This window comes from Methylobacterium sp. D53M (assembly GCF_053345625.1).
Genome location: NZ_JBKFAL010000002.1, coordinates 263765 through 281397 on the forward strand (window position 1 = coordinate 263765; position 17633 = coordinate 281397).

Genomic DNA, 17633 nt, shown 5'->3' on the forward strand with positions numbered 1-17633 from the left:
AGACCCGGAAGCGCCGGCGGCGTCCCGGGATAGGGGCGCCCGGCACGGGCGCCGCGGATCAGTGACGGTAGTGCTGGATCCGGGTCGTCCGCAGGCCGGCGAGGCCGTGCTGGTCGATGGAGAACTGCCAGCTGAGGAATTCCTCTGTGGTCAGCGTGTAGCGCTTGCACGCCTCCTCCAGGCTGAGGAGACCGCCGCGCACCGCGGCCACGACCTCGGCCTTGCGCCGGATCACCCAGCGACGGGTGCTCGGGGGCGGAAGGTCCGCGATCGTCAGGGGGCTGCCGTCGGGCCCGATCACGTACTTCACTCTCGGGCGGCTCGGTTCGGTCATGATACGCTCTACACTCGACTGACCTGTCGAGCATTGAAGGTACTTGTGCCCGCTTAAGAGATGTTGAAGCGAGTCACTCGGATGTGATTCGTTAAGTGCCACTTGTGGACAACCCGATGGTCTGGACGCTGGACAGCGGCACGCGCTGCGAACCGATCACCAGCACCGGCGACGTTCCGCTGAGATCGACCTCGTCGACCGTGCCCGTGAGGCTCGTATCGACCGAAACGCTCGAGCCGGTGGCATCCGTGGCCGCCACCTTGATCGAGTAGTTCCCGTCGGGCGCGGTCAGGCCGGCCGAGGTCTTGCCGTTCCACGTGTAGGTCTGGCTGCCGGCATTGAGCGCGGTGGTCTGCGTGGCCACGACGTTGCTCTTCGAGTCCAGGACCGTGATCACCGCCTTCGAGGCGGCCCGGGCCGGGTTCAGCGTCCAGGAGGCGGAGCCGCCGGACAGCTGCGAGGCGCTGCCGTCGGCCGACACGGTCTTCCCGATGTAGCTCGTGGCCGAGGCCGAGCTCGCCGATTGCGAGGCGCTCAGGATGCTGTCGAGGCGGTCGTTGGTCTTGAGCTGCTGCTCGACGCCGGCGAACTGCACCAGCTGCTGCGTGAACTGGTTGGTGTCCATCGGGTCGAGGGGGTTCTGGTTCTTGAGCTGCGTGGTCAGCAGCGTCAGGAACTGCGTGAAGTTGCTGGCGATCTCGGTGGCGTTGCCGCTGCTGCTCGTGGACGAGCCCGTCGTGTTCGTCGTGCTCGTCAGGCTCGATATACCGCTCGTCATGCTGATCTCTCCTGTGCCGCGTCCTGGCGCAGGGGCCGGATGCGCGTCGTGTCTGTGTGGGTCCGCGATGCGGGCGCCGCGCGTACCGCCTAGATCCTCATGTCGAGGCCGCCGTAGCCGCGCAGGACGCGGATCGGGGCGACCTCGTGCGGGGCTTCCGCCTGATCGCGCGACCAGCCCGTGCCGCCCCCGCGCGGGGAATCGCCCGGCTGACCGCCGCTGCCGCCGCTCTGGGCGCTTCCGTCGCCCCGCAGCGACAGGTTGATCCCGCCGGCCGAGGGATCGAAGCCGGCCTGGGTCAGCGCCTGCTGCAACTGGCCGGCGTCGCGCTGGAGCAGCGCGAGGGTCTCGGGCCGGTCGACCACCAAGTGGGTCATGACGCGGCCGTGCGCCTTGTCGATCTCCAGCTTGACGTCGATGCGCCCGAGCTCGGCCGGGTCGAGCCGGATCTGGAACTCGTTGGATCCGCGCAGCGACCTCAGGCCGATGGTCATCGGCACTTGGCCGATCGGGATGGGTGGGTCGGTCTGGAGCGACGCGGTCTGCGTCGGCGCGGCGGTCTCCTGGGCGGCGCGCGTCGTGTCCACGGCCTGGCCGGATGTCGCGGGCGGCGCCGGACCACCCTGCGCCGCCGCGGGCAGCGCCTGAAGCGGACCTGCGCCCTGGCCAACGTCGGTCAGGGCGGTGAGGAAATCCTGGGTCGCCGCATCGGACGTCGCGGCCGCCGCGCCGCCGGCTGTCAGGCCGTCGACCGGGACGCTGCCCGGCCCGACTTTGCCGGGTTCATGACCGGCGCCCGCCGACGCCGTGGCGGTCCCGGCGATGCTGGGGACGGTTCCGGCCGCGCGGCCGCCGCCCTGAGTGTTCGTGCCGGAAGGGCCCGCGGCTGCGCCGGTTCCGGAGAGAGCCGCCGAGCCGTCCTGCGCTGGTGCCGTGCCGGTACCCGCATCCGTCTCAGCCTCGGCCTCGGTCTTGACCGTCCCGGTCGCACCGCCCCCCTCGGACAGTGCGGCGATGAGTGCCAGCAGGGAGGCGGACGGCCCCGAGGCCGCGGGTTGCGCGGGGGCCTCGGCCTTCTGCGGCGGCACCGCCGCGTCGGCCTTGGGGCCTGCGGTGCCGGCCGCCTCGGCGGCCGGATCCTGCCCGGCCGCGACGGCCTCGGAACCCTGCTGCGCGGCGGCTCCCGCCCGGCCGGTCTCGGCGGTGCGCGCCGCGCCCGCCTTCGGAGCCTCGGCGCGCGCGCCCACGGCGGAGGGCGGTCCCTCGGCCCGCGCGGCCGAGGCCGGCGCAGCCGCCGGCTTGGCGAGGTTGGCCCTCTTGTCCGCGGCCCGGGCCTCGGTCTGAAGCGCCGCATCCCGGACGCGGTCGCCGGCCAGCCGCGCGGCGTCGGCCTGATCGCGCAGGTCGGCCTGACGGGCGCGGGCCGAGTCGGCGACGTCGCGCTGATCGGCGGCGCGGGCCCGCGCCGTCGCGGCGTTGTCGCGGGCCTGGGCCGCGCTCAGGGCGGCGCCGAAGCGGTCCTGCGCGGAATTGCCGGCGCGGGCCGCCACGCCCGCGGCCTCCCAGCCCGAACGCTGCGCCTGCGCGTTCCGCGCGGACGGAATCCACGTGGTGACATCCAAACGATCCGCCGCGCCGCTCGCCATTCCGGACTCCTCTGGGCCCCTCAGCAGCAAGGCGCGCGCCACCGTGCCGGCCGGATAAGTCTCTGAAAAAGCTCGTTCTCTGCTTGCGGCACGCGGGTCGGACCTGATCGAAGCTGCCGCCCGCCCGGCAGGATCTGCCGAGTGTCCGATCTCGCTGCCCTGGAAAGCCGGGCGAAGTCTCGCTATAGACGGCCCGTGCAGCCAGGGAGCTTCCGGGCCGGCGGCTGCGGACCCTCGCGATGAACGCCCTCGATCTTCCCAAAGCCCCCCACGAGACGCGCGTCGTCGTCGCCATGTCGGGCGGCGTCGATTCCTCCGTGGTCGCGGGTCTGCTGAAGCGGCAGGGCTTCGACGTGGTCGGCGTCACGCTCCAGCTCTACGACCACGGCGCGGCGAGCCACCGCAAGGGCGCGTGCTGCGCCGGCCAGGACATCCACGACGCCCGGGCGGCGGCGGAGCATCTCGGCATCCCGCACTACGTCCTCGACTACGAGGATCGCTTCCGCGACGAAGTCATCGAGAAGTTCGCCGAGAGCTACCTCGCGGGCGAGACGCCGATCCCCTGTGTCGAGTGCAACCGCACGGTGAAGTTCCGCGACCTGCTGGGCCTCGCCCGCGACCTCGACGCCGACGCGCTCGCCACCGGCCACTACGTGGCCAGCCGGGCGCTCCCGGGCGGCGGCCGCGCGCTCTACCGCGCCCTCGATCCCGCCCGCGACCAGAGCTACTTCCTCTACGCGACCACGGCGGAGCAGCTGGACTTCCTGCGCTTCCCCCTGGGCGAGATGGAGAAGACCGAGACCCGCGCGCTCGCGAAGGATCTCGGCCTGTCGCTCGCCGAGAAGCCGGACAGCCAGGACATCTGCTTCGTACCGCAGGGCCGCTACAGCGACGTGATCGCGCGTCTGCGCCCCGACGCGGCGCGGCCCGGCGAGATCGTCGACCTCGCCGGCCACGTTCTCGGCCGGCACGACGGGATCGTGCATTACACGGTGGGCCAGCGGAAGGGCCTCGGCCTATCCGGGCCCGAGCCGCTCTACGTCGTACGGCTGGAGCCGGACTCGGCCCGCGTTGTGGTCGGGCCGCGCACGGCGCTGGCCACGACCCGGATCCGCCTCTCGGACCTCAACTGGCTCGGCGAGGGGCCGGTGGCGGCCGTGCGCGACCTGCCGGTGGCGGTCCGCGTGCGCTCGACCCGTCCGCCGCGCCCGGCGACGCTGACGGTCGGGCCGGACGGCGCGGCCGAGGTCGTGCTCGCCGAGCCCGAGGACGGCGTGTCGCCGGGCCAGGCCTGCGCGATCTACGCGGATGACGGCCCCCGGGCCCGGGTCCTGGGCGGCGGCACCATCCGGCGTGTCGACGCGTTGTCGGCCCGGCCCCGCGAGGCCGCCTGATCTCAACCTCTGGAACCTTCGAACGATGCTGAGCGAGCCGCAGATGGCCGGGCCGAGCACGGCCCTGATGCGCAAGGCCTATGCCCGCTGGGCCCCCGTCTACGACGTGGTCTACGACAAGCTCACCGAGCCCGCGGCCCGCGCCGCCGTCGAGGCGGCGGCCGAGCACGGGCCGCGGATCCTGGAGGCCGGCGTCGGCACCGGGCTGGCGCTGGGCTACTATCCGAAGGCCAGCTTCGTCTGCGGCGTCGACCTCTCCGAGGACATGCTCAAGCGCGCCCGTGCCAAGGTCCGGCGCCGGAACCTGGCCCACGTGAAGGGCCTCCAAGTGATGGACGTCTGCCACCTCGGCTACGCCGACGCGAGCTTCGACGCCGTCGTGGCCCAGTTCCTGATCACCCTGGTGCCCGACCCCGAGGCCGCGATGTCGGAGTTCCTGCGGGTGGTGCGCCCGGGCGGCGGCATCGTCCTCGCCAACCATTTCGGCCAGAGCGACGGCCCTCTGGCCCGGGTCGAGGAAGTCGTGGCGCCGCTCTGCACGAAGATCGGCTGGTCGTCGGACTTCAAGGCGACGCGGATCGAGGCCTGGGCCCGGCGCAACGGCGTCGAGGTCCTGGGATTGAAGCCGACCTTCCCGGGCGGGTTCTTCAAGATCCTGCGGATGCGCAAGCCCGGGTGAGCGAGACCGGCAACGCCCCCGTCGCCGAAGGCCGCGTCGAGAACCGCGGGGGGCGCTGGAAGCGCCTGCGGCGCTGGCTCCCGCTGGTGCTGCTCTTGACGGTGTCGGCGGTGGTCCTGGTCTCGGGAGCCGCGCAACTCCTCAGCCTGGATCGCCTGCTCGCGTCCCGCCTCTGGCTGCGCGGCTTCGTCGAGGCCGGGTATCTCCGCGCGCTGGTCGCGGCCTACTGCCTCTATGTCGGGGCCGTCGTCGTGTCGGTACCGGCCACGCTGATCCTCACGATGGTCTGCGGCTTCCTGTTCGGCATCGTGCCGGGGGCCCTCACCGCGGTCTGTGCGGCCACGACCGGGGCGGCCATCGTGTTCGCGATCGGCCGCGGGCCCGGCGCCGACCTGCTGCGCCGCATGGGCGGCACGCGCCTCGCCGGGCTGGCCGAGGGCTTCCGGCGCGACGCCTTCGGCTACATCGCGGTGCTCCGCCTCCTGCCGCTGTTCCCGTTCTGGGTGACCAACCTCGCGCCCGCCGCCTTCGGGGTGAAGATGCGGGTCTTCGTGCTCGCGACGTTCCTGGGGCTGCTGCCGGGCGCGGTCGTGTACGCCACCACGGGCGCGGGCATCGAGGACCTCGTCGCCGCCCACGAGGCCGCCAGGGCCGCCTGCCTCGCGACGGGGTCGGGCGGCTGCGACCAGACCCTGACCCTGCGCGCCCTGGTCACACCCAAGATGGTTGCAGGTCTCGCAATGCTGGCCGTCTTCGCCCTGGTCAGCATGCTGCTGAGCCGCCGCGCCCGACGCGGCTGAGATGCGCCGCCGAGACGCGCGATCCGCCACCGGCTGTGTTTTTCGGTGTCTGATGGCGCGTGCAACCGCTTGGAGGGGGATATCGTATAGTGCTCGCCGCCGGGAGCCTGTATTCCCGCCTGCGAATCTGTGGCTTGCGAACATGTATCCCGCGAAGGCCGAACCCGGCTCGAGCTTTCTCAATCCTCTCTCCGCCGATCCTCATCCGCGATGCCGGCGCGGAGCGTGACCGGCGTGTCCCTCGAGTCCCATCAGGCCGCGGCACCGGCGACGCCGGCGCCCGCACCGGCCCGCGACGTCCCCGAGCGGCGCACCGCGCGCCTCGGCCTGTCCGGGCGCCTGTTCCTCGTCACCGTCGCGTTCGTGGTGGTGGCCGAGGTGCTGACCTACGTGCCGGCGGTGGCCAATTACCGGATCGAATGGATGTCCGACCGCTTGGCGGCCGCGCAGGTCGCCGCTCTGGTGCTCGACGGGCGGACCGGCGAGCCGGTCTCCGAGCCGCTCGAGAGCCGGCTCCTGGCCGGCGTGAACGCCCGCGCCATCGCCGTCCGCGGCGGCGGCGCCCAGCGTCTGCTCGCCATCGAGCCCATGCCCGAGCAGGTCGCCGACACCGTCGACCTGCGCGACGTCACGGCCCTGTCGGCGATCCGGGGCGCGTGGCGCACCCTCGTGGCGCCGGTCCACGAGCCGATCCGCGTGGTCGGGGAGGGCGGCATCGGCTTCGACCGGGTCGAGATCCTGCTCGACGAGGCGCCGCTGCGCACCGCCATGATCGACTACGCGCTGCGCCTGCTGGTCTCCTCGCTGATCATCGCGGCCGCCGCCGCCGGTCTCGTGTTCGTGGTGCTGCAGGTGCTGATCGTTCGCCCCGTGCGGCGGCTCGCCACCAGCATCACGGCCTTCGCGGACGATCCGGAGGATGCCGGGCGGATCATCGCGCCGTCCCGCCGCAGCGACGAGATCGGCCAGGCCGAGCGGGCGCTTGGGCGGATGCAGCGCAGCCTCGCCGACCAGCTCCGGCAGAAGCGGCGACTCGCCGAACTGGGCTTGGCGGTCAGCAAGATCAGCCACGAACTGCGCAACCTGCTGACCGGCGCGCAGCTCCTGGGCGACCGCCTGGAGGGGACCGAGGATCCGACCGTGCAGCGCGTGGCCCCCCGCCTCGTCGGGACGCTGGCCCGCGCGATCCGCTTCTGCGAGGCGACCCTCGCCTACGGGCGCGTCTCCGAGCGGGCGCCGCTCCTCACCAGCACGCCGCTGGCACCGGTCTTCGCGGAACTTCCGGATCTCGCCGCGCTGGCGGCGCATCCGGTCAGCGTCCAGGTCGCGGCGGGCGATCTCTCCGTGCAGGCCGATCCGGAGCAGCTCGGGCGGGCGCTGGCCAACCTCGTGCGCAATGCCGTGCAGGCGCTGGACGGGGCGGCCGTGCCGGAGGCCGCCGTGAGCGTGGTCGCCGCCCGCGCGGCACCGGGCCGGGTCACGATCCTGGTCGCCGATAACGGTCCCGGTCTCCCGGCGCGCGCGCGGGAGAACCTATTCGCGCCGTTCCAGGGATCCATGCGGTCCGGTGGCACGGGCCTCGGGCTGCCGATCGCCGCCGAGCTGATCGGGATCAACGGCGGCACCCTCACCCTCGACGATTGCGAGGCCGAGGGGCTGAGCGGCGCGCGCTTCCGGATCGTGCTGCCGGAGGGCTGACGGGACCGGACCCGCGAGACGGTGCCCCGCTGCCGCTACTCGGCCGCGGCCCGGACGGGCTCCCCGACCCGGATGCCGAGATCGGCCAGCAGCGCCGCGTCGTCGTCCTGCCCGTTATTGGCGGTGGTTAGCAGCCGCTCGCCGTAGAAGATCGAGTTGGCGCCGGCGAGGAAGCACAGCACCTGGGCCTCGCGGGTGAGGCTCTTGCGGCCGGCGCTGAGCCGCACGCGGGAGCGCGGCATCACGATCCGCGCCGTGGCGCACATGCGCACCAGATCGAACGGGTCGACCGCCGGCTGGTCCTCCAGCGGGGTGCCGGGCACCGCCACGAGGGCGTTGATCGGCACGCTTTCCGGATGGGGGGCGTGGTTGGACAGAACCTGGAGCATCGCGGCGCGGTCGGTGACACCTTCGCCCATCCCGACGATACCGCCGCAGCACACGCCGATCCCGGCCTCGCGGACGTTCGCGAGGGTCTGCAGGCGCTCGTCGTAGGTCCGGGTGGAGATGATGTCCTCGTAGAAATCCGGGCCGGTATCGAGGTTGTGGTTGTAGGAGGTCAGCCCAGCCTCGGCGAGGCGTCCGGCCTGCGAAGGCGTGAGCATGCCGAGCGTCACGCAGGCCTCCATGCCGAGGCCGCGCACGCCGCGCACCATGGCGAGCACCGCGTCGAATTCCGGGCCGTCCTTCGGCTGGCGCCACGCGGCGCCCATGCAGAAGCGCTGGGCGCCGGCGGCCTTGGCGGCGGCCGCCTCGGCCAGCACCGTCTCCACGGGCATCAGCCGCTCGCGCGCGACGCCCGCGCCCTTGTGATGGGCCGATTGCGGGCAGTAGGCGCAATCCTCCGGGCAGCCGCCGGTCTTGATCGACAGGAGCGAGGCCCGCTGGATGTCGGCGGGGTCGTTGTGCCGGCGGTGCACCTGCGCGGCCCGGAACACGAGGTCCATCAGCGGCAGGTCGTGGATCGCGCGGATCTCCGCCACGCTCCAGTCGTGGCGGATGTCGCCGAGGTCGGGCTGCTGGGAACCGGGGAGGGAAGTCGCGCTCATGCGGTGTTTGAGCCGGATCGGCGGCCAGAAATCAAGCGGGCCTCGCGCCCGAACCTCCGACCGAGGGGTCGGTCTGGACGATCATGCCGTACCAGCCCAGCCCGCGATAGGTCTCGTATCCCGGTGTCCGATGGTACGCCGTGACCGTGCCCGACCGCGGATCCCGCACGACTCCGCTCGTCTCGCCGTCCATCCGGCAGGAGACCCGCTCGGTCAGGAGGCCGACCTGATCCGAGGCGGCCAGCACCCGGCCGCCGGCATCGACCAGCAGGGCGCGGGTGCGCCCTCGATCTTCCGGCGCGACCCGGATCCCCGAAACGATGGCGTGGGCCTGCGGTGCCCAGTCGAAGTGGATCGCCAGGACGCCGAGCGGTGCGCCGGTCGCCTGACCGCCCGCCCGTACGCTCGCCGCGTAGGTGGCGACCTGCGCGCCGCCCAGCGCATCCTCCTGCCGCACGTCGGCGCAGACGAAGGCGTCGCCGCTCTCCAGGGCGAGCGCCTCCCGGAACCACGCTTCGCCAGCGACGCTCCGGCCCTGGAGCCCGGGGTAGCGGCCGGCGCGGCCGGTCGCGAGGATGCGGCCGTCCAGGCCGCAGATCCAGAGATCGAGATAGACCGTGTAGGCCGAGAGGATGATGCCGAGGCGGTCGCCCGCGAAGGCCGCCGCGGCCGGGCCGGGATCGGCCGCGCAGGCGACGACGGCGGCGTCGGTCGCCCACCAGCGCACGTCGCAGGTCCGCTCGTAGAGGTTGCGATCGATCAGCTCGACCGCGTTGAGCGCGAGATCGACCAGCCTTTCTTCCTGGACGCGGCCCGCCATCGTCTCGACGGTGCGCTGCAGCTCGACGATGCGGCCGGACAGGTGAAGCTCCAGCTCGCCGGCGATGGCGTCCACGGATTCGCCGAGGGCGCGCACTTCCTGGGCGACGACCGCGAAGCCGCGTCCCTCATCTCCGGCCCGCGCGGCCTCGATGAGCGCGTTGAGGGCGAGGATCTTGGTCTGCGCCGTGATCCGCCGGATCCGGCCGGTCTTCTCCTGCGCCGCCTGCTTGACGGCATCGGCCAGGATCTCGATCGACCTGAGCGTCGGCGGCTCGGACTCCGATCCGGAGGTCCGGTCATTGGGGAAATCAGTTTTCGCAGTCATGCCGGGCCCGATCGACGAGGCGGGCATTTTACAGCTATAATATAATACAGTCTTAACCGATCAAGGCCGGCGATATAACTTACAATACTAAAATCAATCCATAATTCAATCGAAAGTATATAGGTCCCGCCGGTCGCGGGTGCCGGGCGCTCGCCATTATCGGAGACGTTGCCCGGACGCGGGGCCGCCGCCCGGGCGCGGGCGGCGGCCCCGTCTGTCAGTGTGTCGGCTCGCCGGCCGAGACCTTGGCGGTCCAGTCGTCGAAGGCGATGACCTTCTGTCGCTGCTCGCCGAGCCGGTCGATGCGCAGGACCATCTCGTCCCCGGCCTTGAGGTAGCGCGGCGGCTTCATGCCGAGGCCGACGCCCGGCGGCGTGCCGGTGGTGATCACGTCGCCCGGCTCCAGCAGCATGAAGTGCGACGCGTAGGCGACGAGTTGGGGAACGTCGAAGATCATCGTTGCGGTCGAGCCGGTCTGACGGCGCTCGCCGTTCACGTCGAGGCTCATGGCGAGGTTCTTCAGGTCGGGAATCTCGTCGAGGGTCACCAGCCAGGGGCCGAGAGGGCCGAAGGTCGGCGCGCTCTTGCCCTTGGTCCAGGTCGGACCGCGGTTCATCTGCCACTCGCGCTCGGAGACGTCGTTGCAGATGCAGGCGCCCGCAACGTAGCTCAGCGCCTCGTTGGCGTGGACGTAGCTGGCGCGCCGCCCGATCACCACGGCGAGCTCCACCTCCCAGTCGGTGCTGTGCGACCCCTTGGGAATGATGACCGTGTCGTTCGGCCCGCACAGGCTGGACGGGGCCTTGTTGAAGATGATCGGCTCCGCGGGGATCGGCGAGCCGGTCTCGGCGGCGTGGTCGGCGAAGTTCAGGCCGATGGCGACGACGTTCCGGGTGCCGCCGACGCAGGGGCCGAGCCGCACGTCCGGGGGCAGCTTCGGCAGGGTCTCGGGATCCAGGGCGCGCAGCCGCGCCAGCGAGTCGGGCGCGAGGGCCGGCCCGGCGATGTCGCGCACGATGCCCGACAGGTCGCGCAGCCCCCCGCTGGCATCCACGAGGCCGGGCTTCTCGTCGCCGCTCGGGCCGTGCCGGAAGAGCTTCATGGCCGCACTCCTCATCCTTCCCTGAACCGGTCTGCGCCGGACGCCGGGACCATGGCCGGGCCTCGACCCGGGTGCAAGGCCGGCCGCGTCGGCGTGTCGGTCCGCCGGGTGTCGCCGCAGGGCAACAGGACCGCGGAAAAGTGCAGGGTCGGCGACGTTCGGATATATTGTTCCTGTCGCCATCTCGGTGGGACAGCTCGGACCAAGACTGAAAAATCTCGATCATCACGGGCTTTCGCTCGTGAAGGTGCCGTTTACCGCTCCTTATCTACTACTATTCCTCTCGGTGCCGAAAATGGTCGGGGTCATTGCGGTTCCGCACCCGAAACCGGCACCATGCATGGAAGGTCGCCGCATAACGGGTCTCGAACAATCGACGGCGCCCAGCAGAACGAAGGCTTGGGGGAAGAGATGGGCGGGACGGTTCGCGCTGCGATGCTGGCGGCGACGGCGGTGGTCCTCGGCGCCGGGCAGGTGCAGGCGGGGGCGTTCGGGATCCGGGAGCAGAGCACCGAGGCCCAGGGGCTGGCCTTCGCGGGCGCGGCGTCGGGATCGGGCGGCGTCTCGTCGATGTTCTGGAATCCCGCGACGATCACGATGAACCCGGGCTTCGTCGCGGAGCAGAACTTCACCTATATCGGCCTGTCCTCGGAAATCCGGCCCGCGCCGGGCACCAATCCGGGCTTCGCGCGGCTGGGCGGCTCCGGCGATATCGGCCAGGGCGCCGTCGTGCCGGCGGGCGCGACCTCGTACCAGCTGAACGACCGCCTGTGGCTCGGCCTCTCGACCGGTGCCCCCTTCGGCCTCGTCACCAAGCCGCGGGACGTGTGGGCCGGCGAGGTCTACGGACGCTCGTCGCGGATCTTCTCGCTGGCGATCAACCCGGTCATCGGCTTCAAGGTCAACGAGTGGCTCTCGATCGCGGCCGGCCCGAACATCGAGTATTTCCGCCTGACCCTGCGGCAGGCGCTGCCGATCCCCGGCATCCTGCCGACCTCGTATCCGAGCTCCTTCCTCAAGGGTGAGTCCTGGGGCGCGGGCTTCACCGCCGGCGCCACGCTCACGCCCCGCGACGGGACCGTGCTGGGCATCGGCTACCGCTCCTCGGTGCACCACGACATCGACGGCTCGATCGGCGTCCCGCTCGTCGCCCTGGCGCCGCTGGCCGGACAGGTCCGCGCCAAGCTGAACACGCCCGAGAAGCTGAGCGTCGGCCTGACCCAGGCGGTCTCGCCGGTGGCGCGGGTGAATCTCGGCTTCGAGTGGGACAACTGGTCGAGGCTCGGCACCATCGGCATCGTGTCGAAGACGATCGGCCTGCCGGTGAACAACCTGCCGCTCAACTACAAGGACGGTTTCACCTACGCGATCGGCGCCGAGTACGACGCGTCGCCGAACCTGACGCTGCGGACCGGCTTCGCCTACGAGACCTCGCCCATCGACTTCCGGAACCGCTCGGTGCGCCTGCCGGACGGCGACCGGTACAACGTCTCGGTCGGCGCCAGCTACCGCTGGAGCCAGCAGCTGACGCTGAACCTCGCCTACTCGCACTTCTTCCTGGACCGCTCGCGGATCCTCGCGGGCATCGGCCGCGACTACAACATCAGCAACATCGCCTTCGCGGGCGTGGTGGATTCCAGCGCCGATATCGTCTCGGTGGGCTTCCGCTACGTCTTCGGCGCGCCGCCCGCCCCGGCCCCGGCGCCGCTCGTGCGGAAGTACTGACGGGCAGCTCCGGTCGCGTCCGTCGCTGCCGCCGTCTTCGCGAGCGGAATGAAGCGATCCAGGGCAGCGCCACGCCGACAGGTGTCGCGCTGCCCCGGGTCACGTCGCTCCGCTCGTGATGTCGGGGCGGCTCCGTGACCATCGGGGCCGATCACCCAATCGATCCGCGTGCGTCGCGCGCCTCAGGCGCGCATCCGCACGTAGGTCCCCGGCGCCGGCCCTAAGGATTGCAGCGCGTCGCCGCCCGGCTGCCGGGCCGGCACCCGCTCCGGGGCCTGCGCCTCGATCCACTGGAACCAGTAGGGCCACCACGAGCCCTTGGTCTCGACCGCGGCCCTGATCCACTCCTCGAGCGTCCCCTTCACGGGGCCGCCGGTCCAGTAGCCGTATTTCGGCTTGGACGGCGGGTTGATCACGCCGGCGATGTGGCCGGAGCCGGCGAGGACGAAATCGACCTTCCCGCCGAAGACCTTCGAACCCTCGAAGACCGACAGCGCCGGCGCGATGTGGTCCTCGCGGGTCGCGAGGTTGAAGATCGGCACCTGGACCTTCCTGAGGTCGAGGCGGACGTTGCCGAGCACCATCCGCCCCTGCGCCAGCGTGTTGTCGAGGTAGCAGTTGCGCAGGTAGAAAGAGTGGTTGGCCGCCGGCATCCGGGTGGCGTCGGAGTTCCAGTACAGCAGGTCGAAGGCCGAGGGTGCCTTGCCCTTGATGTAGTTGTTCACGACGTAGGGCCAGATCAGGTCGTTCGGCCGGAGCATGTTGAAGGCGTTCGCCATCCGGGCGCCCTCCAGGTAGCCCTGCTCGGCCATGCGCGCCTCGACCTGGCGGATCTGCTCCTCGTCGGCGAAGACCTTCAGGTCGCCCGCGTGGGTGAAGTCGACCTGCGTGGTGAGCAGCGTCGCGCTCTTGATCCGCCGGTTGCCGGTGGCCGCCTGCATGGCGAGCGTCACCGCGAGCAGCGTGCCGCCGACGCAGTAGCCCGCCGCCGTGACCTCGCTCTCACCGGTGGCGACGCCGATCGCGTCGATGGCCGCCTCGATCCCCTCGCGCATGTAGGACTCGAAGTCCTTCTCGGCGTGGCGGGAATCGGGATTGACCCAGGAGATGCAGAAGACCGTCAGGCCCTGGTCGACCATCCACTTCAGGAAGCTCTTCTGCGGATTGAGGTCGAGGATGTAGAACTTATTGATCCAGGGCGGGACCATCAGGAACGGGCGCCGCAGCACGGTCTCGGTGGTGGGCGCGTACTGGATCAGCTCGATCAGGTCGTTGCGGAACACCACCTCGCCGGGGGTGACCGCCATGTTGCGCCCGACCTCGAACCCGCTCGGGTCGGTCTGGCGCACGCGCAGCTGCCCGCCGCCGGCCGCCAGATCCTCCTCATACATCTTGAGGCCGCGGACGAGGTTGGCGCCGTTCTCCTGCAGGGTGTGGCGGATCAGCTCCGGGTTGGTCGGCAGGAAGTTCGAGGGCGACAGCATGCTGGTGACTTGGCGAAGGTAGAACTGCGCCTTGTGACGCGTGTGCGCGTCGAGCCCCTCGGCCTCGTCGACGAGGCTCTCGGCCCAGCGGGTGGCGAGCAAGTAGGCCTGCTTGAGGAAGTCGAAATACGGGTTGGTCGTCCACTCGGCGTGGGCGAAGCGCGCGTCCCGGGGCTCGGGAAGCGCCACCGGATCGGCGGGCTGGCCCTGCAGGCGCAGGTAGGTCGAGCCCCAGAGCGACAGGAACGCCTGCGACAGGCGCGCCTGCGCGTCGGCGCTGCGGTTCGGATCGGCGAGCCAGGCCTCGGCCACCTGACCGAGCACCTTGGCCGCCTCGTTCATCTCGCTGCCGGGTGCGGCCGCCTGGCCCTCGGGCCCGAGGAGGCGGGCGACGTTGCGCCCCATCGCCTCGACGAACTGACCGGCATTGCGGGAAATCGCCTCGAAATCCGGCATCGGGGCGACCGTGCCGTCCGGCATCGCGCCGTTCGAGACCGACTTCGGAGGGGCGGTCCGATCCGGCGCCTGCGGGCTCGTCAAACGTGCCTCCCTGTGCTTCATCTGTTGACCCGATGGCGCGGGCCTCGTTTCCGACAAAATAAGGAGCGAGCCAGAGTTTTCGCCAGCCCGGCTCAGGACGTCGCCGAAACATCCGGCCGATCTTTTCATACGCATGTGACGATGGATCGTGCCATTTTGAACCCCGCTATCCGCCCGCATCGCGCCGGTCCGCTGCGCCGCCTGACGCGCGCGGCCGGCCTGGGCGTGCTGGTCGGCGCGCTCGGGGCCTGCTCGGGCGACGTCGTCCGCTCGCTGGCCTCCGATGCAGGCTACGGGCCGCGGGTCGTCGCGGCCCCGGATTTCGTCACGGACACCCGCAGCAAGGCGCAGCCCGACTTCATGCCGGTGGGCGTCGACGCGCCGAAGCGGCCGGTCCGGGCCAAGTCGGTCACGGGCCAGAAGGCCCTGGAGGCGGAGCTGGAAGGTGCCCGCGGCCGCAACGAGGCCCGGGGGCGGGCCGCCGAGAGCGCCGGGCGGGGCGCTGCCGCCACCGTCAAGCCGGCTCCGGCGGCGTCGCAGTAGCGGCCCTTTTTCAGGGTCGGCGGCGGCCCACAACTCTGGTAGAGCACGTCGTTCGCCCGACCGGCCCAGACGAGAGACGCCGGATCCGGGACGCGCCGATGGACACGCCCATGACCGACTTCCACCGCATCAAGCGACTGCCGCCCTACGTCTTCGAGCAGGTCAACCGGATCAAGGCCGCCGCCCGCGCGCAGGGCGCCGACATCATCGATCTCGGCATGGGCAACCCGGATCTGGACGCGCCGAAGCACGTCATCGCCAAGCTGTGCGAGACGGCCGGGCGGCCGCGCACGGATCGCTACTCGGCCTCCAAGGGCATCGCCGGCCTGCGCAAGGCCCAGGCGGGCTATTACCAGCGGCGCTTCGGCGTGACCCTGAACCCCGACACCCAGGTGGTGGCGACTCTCGGGTCCAAGGAAGGGTTCGCCAACATGGCCCAGGCGATCACCGCGCCGGGCGACGTCGTGCTGGTGCCGAACCCGAGCTACCCGATCCACGCCTTCGGCTTCCTGATGGCCGGCGGCGTCATCCGCTCCGTGCCGGCCGAGCCGACGCCGGCGATGTTCCCCGCCCTGGAGCGGGCCATGCGCCACTCTATCCCGAAGCCGGTGGCGCTGGTCGTCTGCTACCCGTCGAACCCGACCGCCTACGTGGCGAGCCTCGACTTCTACCGCGACCTCGTGGCCTTCGCGAAGCAGCACGAGCTGATCCTGCTGTCGGACCTCGCCTACGCGGAAGTCTATTTCGACAACAACCCGCCGCCCTCGGTGCTGCAGGTGCCCGGCGCCATCGACTGCACGGTGGAGTTCACCTCGCTGTCGAAGACCTACTCGATGGCCGGCTGGCGGATGGGCTTCGCGGTGGGCAACGAGCGCCTGCTCGCGGCGCTCACCCGGGTGAAATCCTACCTCGATTACGGCGCCTTCACGCCGATCCAGGTCGCCGCGACGGCCGCCCTCAACGGCCCGGACGACTGCATCCACGAGATGCGCAGCATCTACAGGAAGCGTCGCGACGCGCTGGTGGAGTCCTTCGGCAAGGCCGGCTGGACCATCCCGTCGCCCGCCTCGTCGATGTTCGCCTGGGTGCCGATCCCCGAGCGGTACCGGGAACTCGGCAGCCTCGAATTCTCCAAGCTGCTCCTGGAGAAGTCCGACGTGGCGGTCGCGCCCGGCATCGGCTTCGGCGAGTTCGGCGACGAGTACGTCCGCATCGCGCTGGTGGAGAATGAGCAGCGCATTCGGCAGGCGGCGCGCAATATCCGCCGGTTCTTCGACGGCACCGACAAGACGCTGCACAACGTCCTGCCGATGGCACGGACCGGCTAAGCCGGCCCGCGCAAATTGTTGCCGCGGGGCGACAGACGCCGTCAAAGGTGTCGGCGCCCCGCGCCGGCGCTTGTCAGCGCGGGGCGCGATGGCCAGGGTCAGGTGCGGGGGTCTTCCCGCGTCCCGAGTCTCGCATGCGCCGCCTGAACCTCATCGCCGCCCTGCTGCTCGCCGCCGCGGCCTCGGCCTGCGCGCCGAACCCGATCATCGCCCGGGACCCGATCCCCGCGCCGGGACCGGCGGACGTGTACGCGTGCGACTCGAAGCCGTTGCCGGTCAACGCCTTCACGACCGATTGCCGCCCCGTCCCGGCGAGCCCGCAGGTCGTGCTGCGCGCGCGGGGCTGAACCCGCCCGGAATTTCGGTAACCGGTCGATTCGGACGGGCCGGACAAGCCGCCCGCGATCAGCTAGACTGTAGGCCAGATGCCGGCCCGCCCGGCCCCCCTGACGGAGCATCGCGTGAGCACCAAGACCCTGATCGCCGCCGGATTGCTCGCCCTCCTGGCGGGGCAGGGCGCCTCGGCCTCCGACGCCGCCTACCCGCCGGCGCCCTACCAGCCCCGAGCCTTCGTGTTCACCGCCCCGAACGGCCCGACGGTCCTGCAGACCGAGGGCTGCTGCCAGGTGGTGGTGCCGCCGGGCCGGCCCGATCTCGCCCAGCCCGCCGTGCCGGTGGCCGAGGTGATGAACGGCGGCGGCTTCGGCTACACCGGGTTCGACTACTACAACGACCAGATCACCGAGGGGCGGTTCGGCGCGCGCAAGCGGCCGCGGGAGTACGTGATCGCCCCGTCCTACATCGTGCCGCCGCGCTACTGAGCCGCCGCGCTGCTGAGCCGCCGGGCGTTCCGGGGCCTCAATCCTTCTGCGGATCGTGGCCCCAGTTCATCAGCGACATCCGCCACGGGGAGTCGGGGTCCTTCCGGGCCTCGCCGCCCTGCTTGAGATGGCGGTGGACGTAGCCCACGACCTTGCGCATGGCGGCGTAGTCGTCGTCCGTCAGGTCGGCCTTCTTGGTGTCCTTGATCGCCAGGATCCGCCGGCCCATCTCGTGCCCGGTCGACTCGCCGCCGTCCTTCTTCTGGCCGACCTCCCGGCTCGCCGTGCTGTCGAGGTGCTTCTTCAGCGCCGCCGGCGTCATGTTGACGGCCTCGTTGAAGTCCTTCCACGTCGCCGCGTGATCGTCCGCCATCCGCCTGCCTCCCGGGCCGTGTCGCTCGTCCCCGACAACGCGCCCGAGGCTCGCCGGCTCGCCGCCATCCCTGCGGTCGGGCGCCGCACGGGCGACGGGCGACGCGGCGGGCGACGCGGCGGGCGACGCGGCGGGCGACGCGGCGGGCGACGTGGCGGGCGACGTGGCGGGCGACGTGGCGGGGAAGCGTTT

The 17633-nt window shown here is 71.3% G+C and carries 17 protein-coding genes; 9 read left to right on the forward strand and 8 right to left on the reverse strand.

Features of this window, described 5'->3' with window-relative positions:
• Positions 1 to 58: 58 nt before the first annotated feature.
• The 3 genes from sciP to ACLBYG_RS05540 all read right to left on the reverse strand — a co-directional run bounded on the left by sciP (position 59) and on the right by ACLBYG_RS05540 (position 2662).
• The gene (gene sciP, locus ACLBYG_RS05530) at positions 59 to 334 is read right to left on the reverse strand and encodes a CtrA inhibitor SciP (RefSeq protein WP_007569077.1); all 276 of its coding nucleotides are present in this window, start codon (positions 332 to 334) and stop codon (positions 59 to 61) included.
• A 91-nt stretch (positions 335 to 425) separates the two neighbouring features.
• Entirely contained in the window at positions 426 to 1112 is a 687-nt protein-coding gene (locus ACLBYG_RS05535; RefSeq protein WP_020090831.1) for a flagellar hook assembly protein FlgD, read from the reverse strand.
• Positions 1113 to 1201: 89 nt separating this feature from the next.
• Positions 1202 to 2662, reverse strand: a complete 1461-nt coding sequence (locus ACLBYG_RS05540; RefSeq protein WP_447680831.1) for a flagellar hook-length control protein FliK — start codon at positions 2660 to 2662, stop codon at positions 1202 to 1204.
• 335 nt (positions 2663 to 2997) lie between these two features.
• Between ACLBYG_RS05540 and mnmA the strand changes: the two genes are divergently transcribed.
• From mnmA to ACLBYG_RS05560, 4 genes are all read left to right on the forward strand, one after another.
• Entirely contained in the window at positions 2998 to 4152 is a 1155-nt protein-coding gene (gene mnmA / locus ACLBYG_RS05545) for a tRNA 2-thiouridine(34) synthase MnmA (RefSeq protein ID WP_447680832.1), read from the forward strand.
• A gap of 25 nt (positions 4153 to 4177) precedes the next feature.
• The gene (locus ACLBYG_RS05550) at positions 4178 to 4831 is read left to right on the forward strand and encodes a class I SAM-dependent methyltransferase (RefSeq protein WP_056531444.1); all 654 of its coding nucleotides are present in this window, start codon (positions 4178 to 4180) and stop codon (positions 4829 to 4831) included.
• A complete protein-coding gene (locus ACLBYG_RS05555; RefSeq protein WP_447680833.1) occupies positions 4828 to 5631 on the forward strand; it encodes a TVP38/TMEM64 family protein in 804 nt (267 codons plus the stop codon). The genes ACLBYG_RS05550 and ACLBYG_RS05555 overlap by 4 nt, the downstream gene beginning before the upstream one ends.
• A 210-nt stretch (positions 5632 to 5841) precedes the next feature.
• A complete protein-coding gene (locus ACLBYG_RS05560) occupies positions 5842 to 7329 on the forward strand; it encodes a sensor histidine kinase (protein WP_020090826.1) in 1488 nt (495 codons plus the stop codon).
• Positions 7330 to 7364: 35 nt separating this feature from the next.
• Here the strand turns inward: ACLBYG_RS05560 and bioB are convergent, their stop codons facing one another.
• The 3 genes from bioB to ACLBYG_RS05575 form a co-directional block, all read right to left on the reverse strand.
• Entirely contained in the window at positions 7365 to 8378 is a 1014-nt protein-coding gene (gene bioB, locus ACLBYG_RS05565) for a biotin synthase BioB (protein ID WP_020090825.1), read from the reverse strand.
• A 31-nt stretch (positions 8379 to 8409) separates the two neighbouring features.
• Positions 8410 to 9525, reverse strand: coding sequence for a methyl-accepting chemotaxis protein (locus ACLBYG_RS05570; protein ID WP_447680834.1), 1116 nt, complete (start codon positions 9523 to 9525; stop codon positions 8410 to 8412).
• Positions 9526 to 9742: 217 nt separating this feature from the next.
• A complete protein-coding gene (locus ACLBYG_RS05575; protein ID WP_447680835.1) occupies positions 9743 to 10627 on the reverse strand; it encodes a fumarylacetoacetate hydrolase family protein in 885 nt (294 codons plus the stop codon).
• Positions 10628 to 11038: 411 nt separating this feature from the next.
• On the opposite strand from ACLBYG_RS05575, the gene ACLBYG_RS05580 reads away from it, so the two are divergent.
• Positions 11039 to 12352 carry an OmpP1/FadL family transporter gene (locus ACLBYG_RS05580; RefSeq protein WP_447680836.1) on the forward strand — a complete coding sequence of 438 codons (1314 nt, stop codon included), beginning with the start codon at positions 11039 to 11041 and terminating at the stop codon, positions 12350 to 12352.
• 182 nt (positions 12353 to 12534) lie between these two features.
• On the opposite strand, the gene ACLBYG_RS05585 is transcribed toward ACLBYG_RS05580, so the two are convergent.
• The gene (locus ACLBYG_RS05585) at positions 12535 to 14316 is read right to left on the reverse strand and encodes a PHA/PHB synthase family protein (protein ID WP_447681034.1); all 1782 of its coding nucleotides are present in this window, start codon (positions 14314 to 14316) and stop codon (positions 12535 to 12537) included.
• Between the two features lie 216 nt (positions 14317 to 14532).
• Here ACLBYG_RS05585 and ACLBYG_RS05590 point away from each other — a divergent pair, with 216 nt between their 5' ends.
• From ACLBYG_RS05590 to ACLBYG_RS05605, 4 genes are all read left to right on the forward strand, one after another.
• The gene (locus tag ACLBYG_RS05590) at positions 14533 to 14919 is read left to right on the forward strand and encodes a hypothetical protein (protein ID WP_244492163.1); all 387 of its coding nucleotides are present in this window, start codon (positions 14533 to 14535) and stop codon (positions 14917 to 14919) included.
• A 110-nt stretch (positions 14920 to 15029) separates the two neighbouring features.
• Positions 15030 to 16247: an LL-diaminopimelate aminotransferase gene (locus tag ACLBYG_RS05595; protein ID WP_026604561.1), complete on the forward strand. Its 1218-nt coding sequence runs from the start codon at positions 15030 to 15032 to the stop codon at positions 16245 to 16247.
• Positions 16248 to 16381: 134 nt separating this feature from the next.
• Entirely contained in the window at positions 16382 to 16594 is a 213-nt protein-coding gene (locus ACLBYG_RS05600; RefSeq protein ID WP_020090818.1) for a hypothetical protein, read from the forward strand.
• Positions 16595 to 16708: 114 nt separating this feature from the next.
• A complete protein-coding gene (locus ACLBYG_RS05605) occupies positions 16709 to 17068 on the forward strand; it encodes a hypothetical protein (RefSeq protein WP_020090817.1) in 360 nt (119 codons plus the stop codon).
• Positions 17069 to 17105: 37 nt separating this feature from the next.
• Here ACLBYG_RS05605 and ACLBYG_RS05610 read toward each other — a convergent pair whose 3' ends face one another.
• On the reverse strand, positions 17106 to 17441 hold the full coding sequence (locus ACLBYG_RS05610; RefSeq protein WP_447680837.1) for a DUF3140 domain-containing protein: 336 nt from the start codon (positions 17439 to 17441) through the stop codon (positions 17106 to 17108).
• Between the last annotated feature and the right edge of the window lie 192 nt (positions 17442 to 17633).

Bases quoted from the DNA above. Each gene is read 5' to 3' on its own strand.
- sciP (WP_007569077.1), bottom strand. From the start codon at position 334: ATGACCGAACCGAGCCGCCCGAGAGTGAAGTACGTGATCGGGCCCGAC.
- ACLBYG_RS05535 (WP_020090831.1), bottom strand. From the start codon at position 1,112: ATGACGAGCGGTATATCGAGCCTGACGAGCACGACGAACACGACGGGC.
- mnmA (WP_447680832.1), top strand. From the start codon at position 2,998: ATGAACGCCCTCGATCTTCCCAAAGCCCCCCACGAGACGCGCGTCGTC.
- ACLBYG_RS05550 (WP_056531444.1), top strand. From the start codon at position 4,178: ATGCTGAGCGAGCCGCAGATGGCCGGGCCGAGCACGGCCCTGATGCGC.
- ACLBYG_RS05560 (WP_020090826.1), top strand. From the start codon at position 5,842: ATGCCGGCGCGGAGCGTGACCGGCGTGTCCCTCGAGTCCCATCAGGCC.
- bioB (WP_020090825.1), bottom strand. From the start codon at position 8,378: ATGAGCGCGACTTCCCTCCCCGGTTCCCAGCAGCCCGACCTCGGCGAC.
- ACLBYG_RS05570 (WP_447680834.1), bottom strand. From the start codon at position 9,525: ATGACTGCGAAAACTGATTTCCCCAATGACCGGACCTCCGGATCGGAG.
- ACLBYG_RS05575 (WP_447680835.1), bottom strand. From the start codon at position 10,627: ATGAAGCTCTTCCGGCACGGCCCGAGCGGCGACGAGAAGCCCGGCCTC.
- ACLBYG_RS05580 (WP_447680836.1), top strand. From the start codon at position 11,039: ATGGGCGGGACGGTTCGCGCTGCGATGCTGGCGGCGACGGCGGTGGTC.
- ACLBYG_RS05585 (WP_447681034.1), bottom strand. From the start codon at position 14,316: ATGCCGGACGGCACGGTCGCCCCGATGCCGGATTTCGAGGCGATTTCC.
- ACLBYG_RS05595 (WP_026604561.1), top strand. From the start codon at position 15,030: ATGACCGACTTCCACCGCATCAAGCGACTGCCGCCCTACGTCTTCGAG.
- ACLBYG_RS05600 (WP_020090818.1), top strand. From the start codon at position 16,382: ATGCGCCGCCTGAACCTCATCGCCGCCCTGCTGCTCGCCGCCGCGGCC.
- ACLBYG_RS05610 (WP_447680837.1), bottom strand. From the start codon at position 17,441: ATGGCGGACGATCACGCGGCGACGTGGAAGGACTTCAACGAGGCCGTC.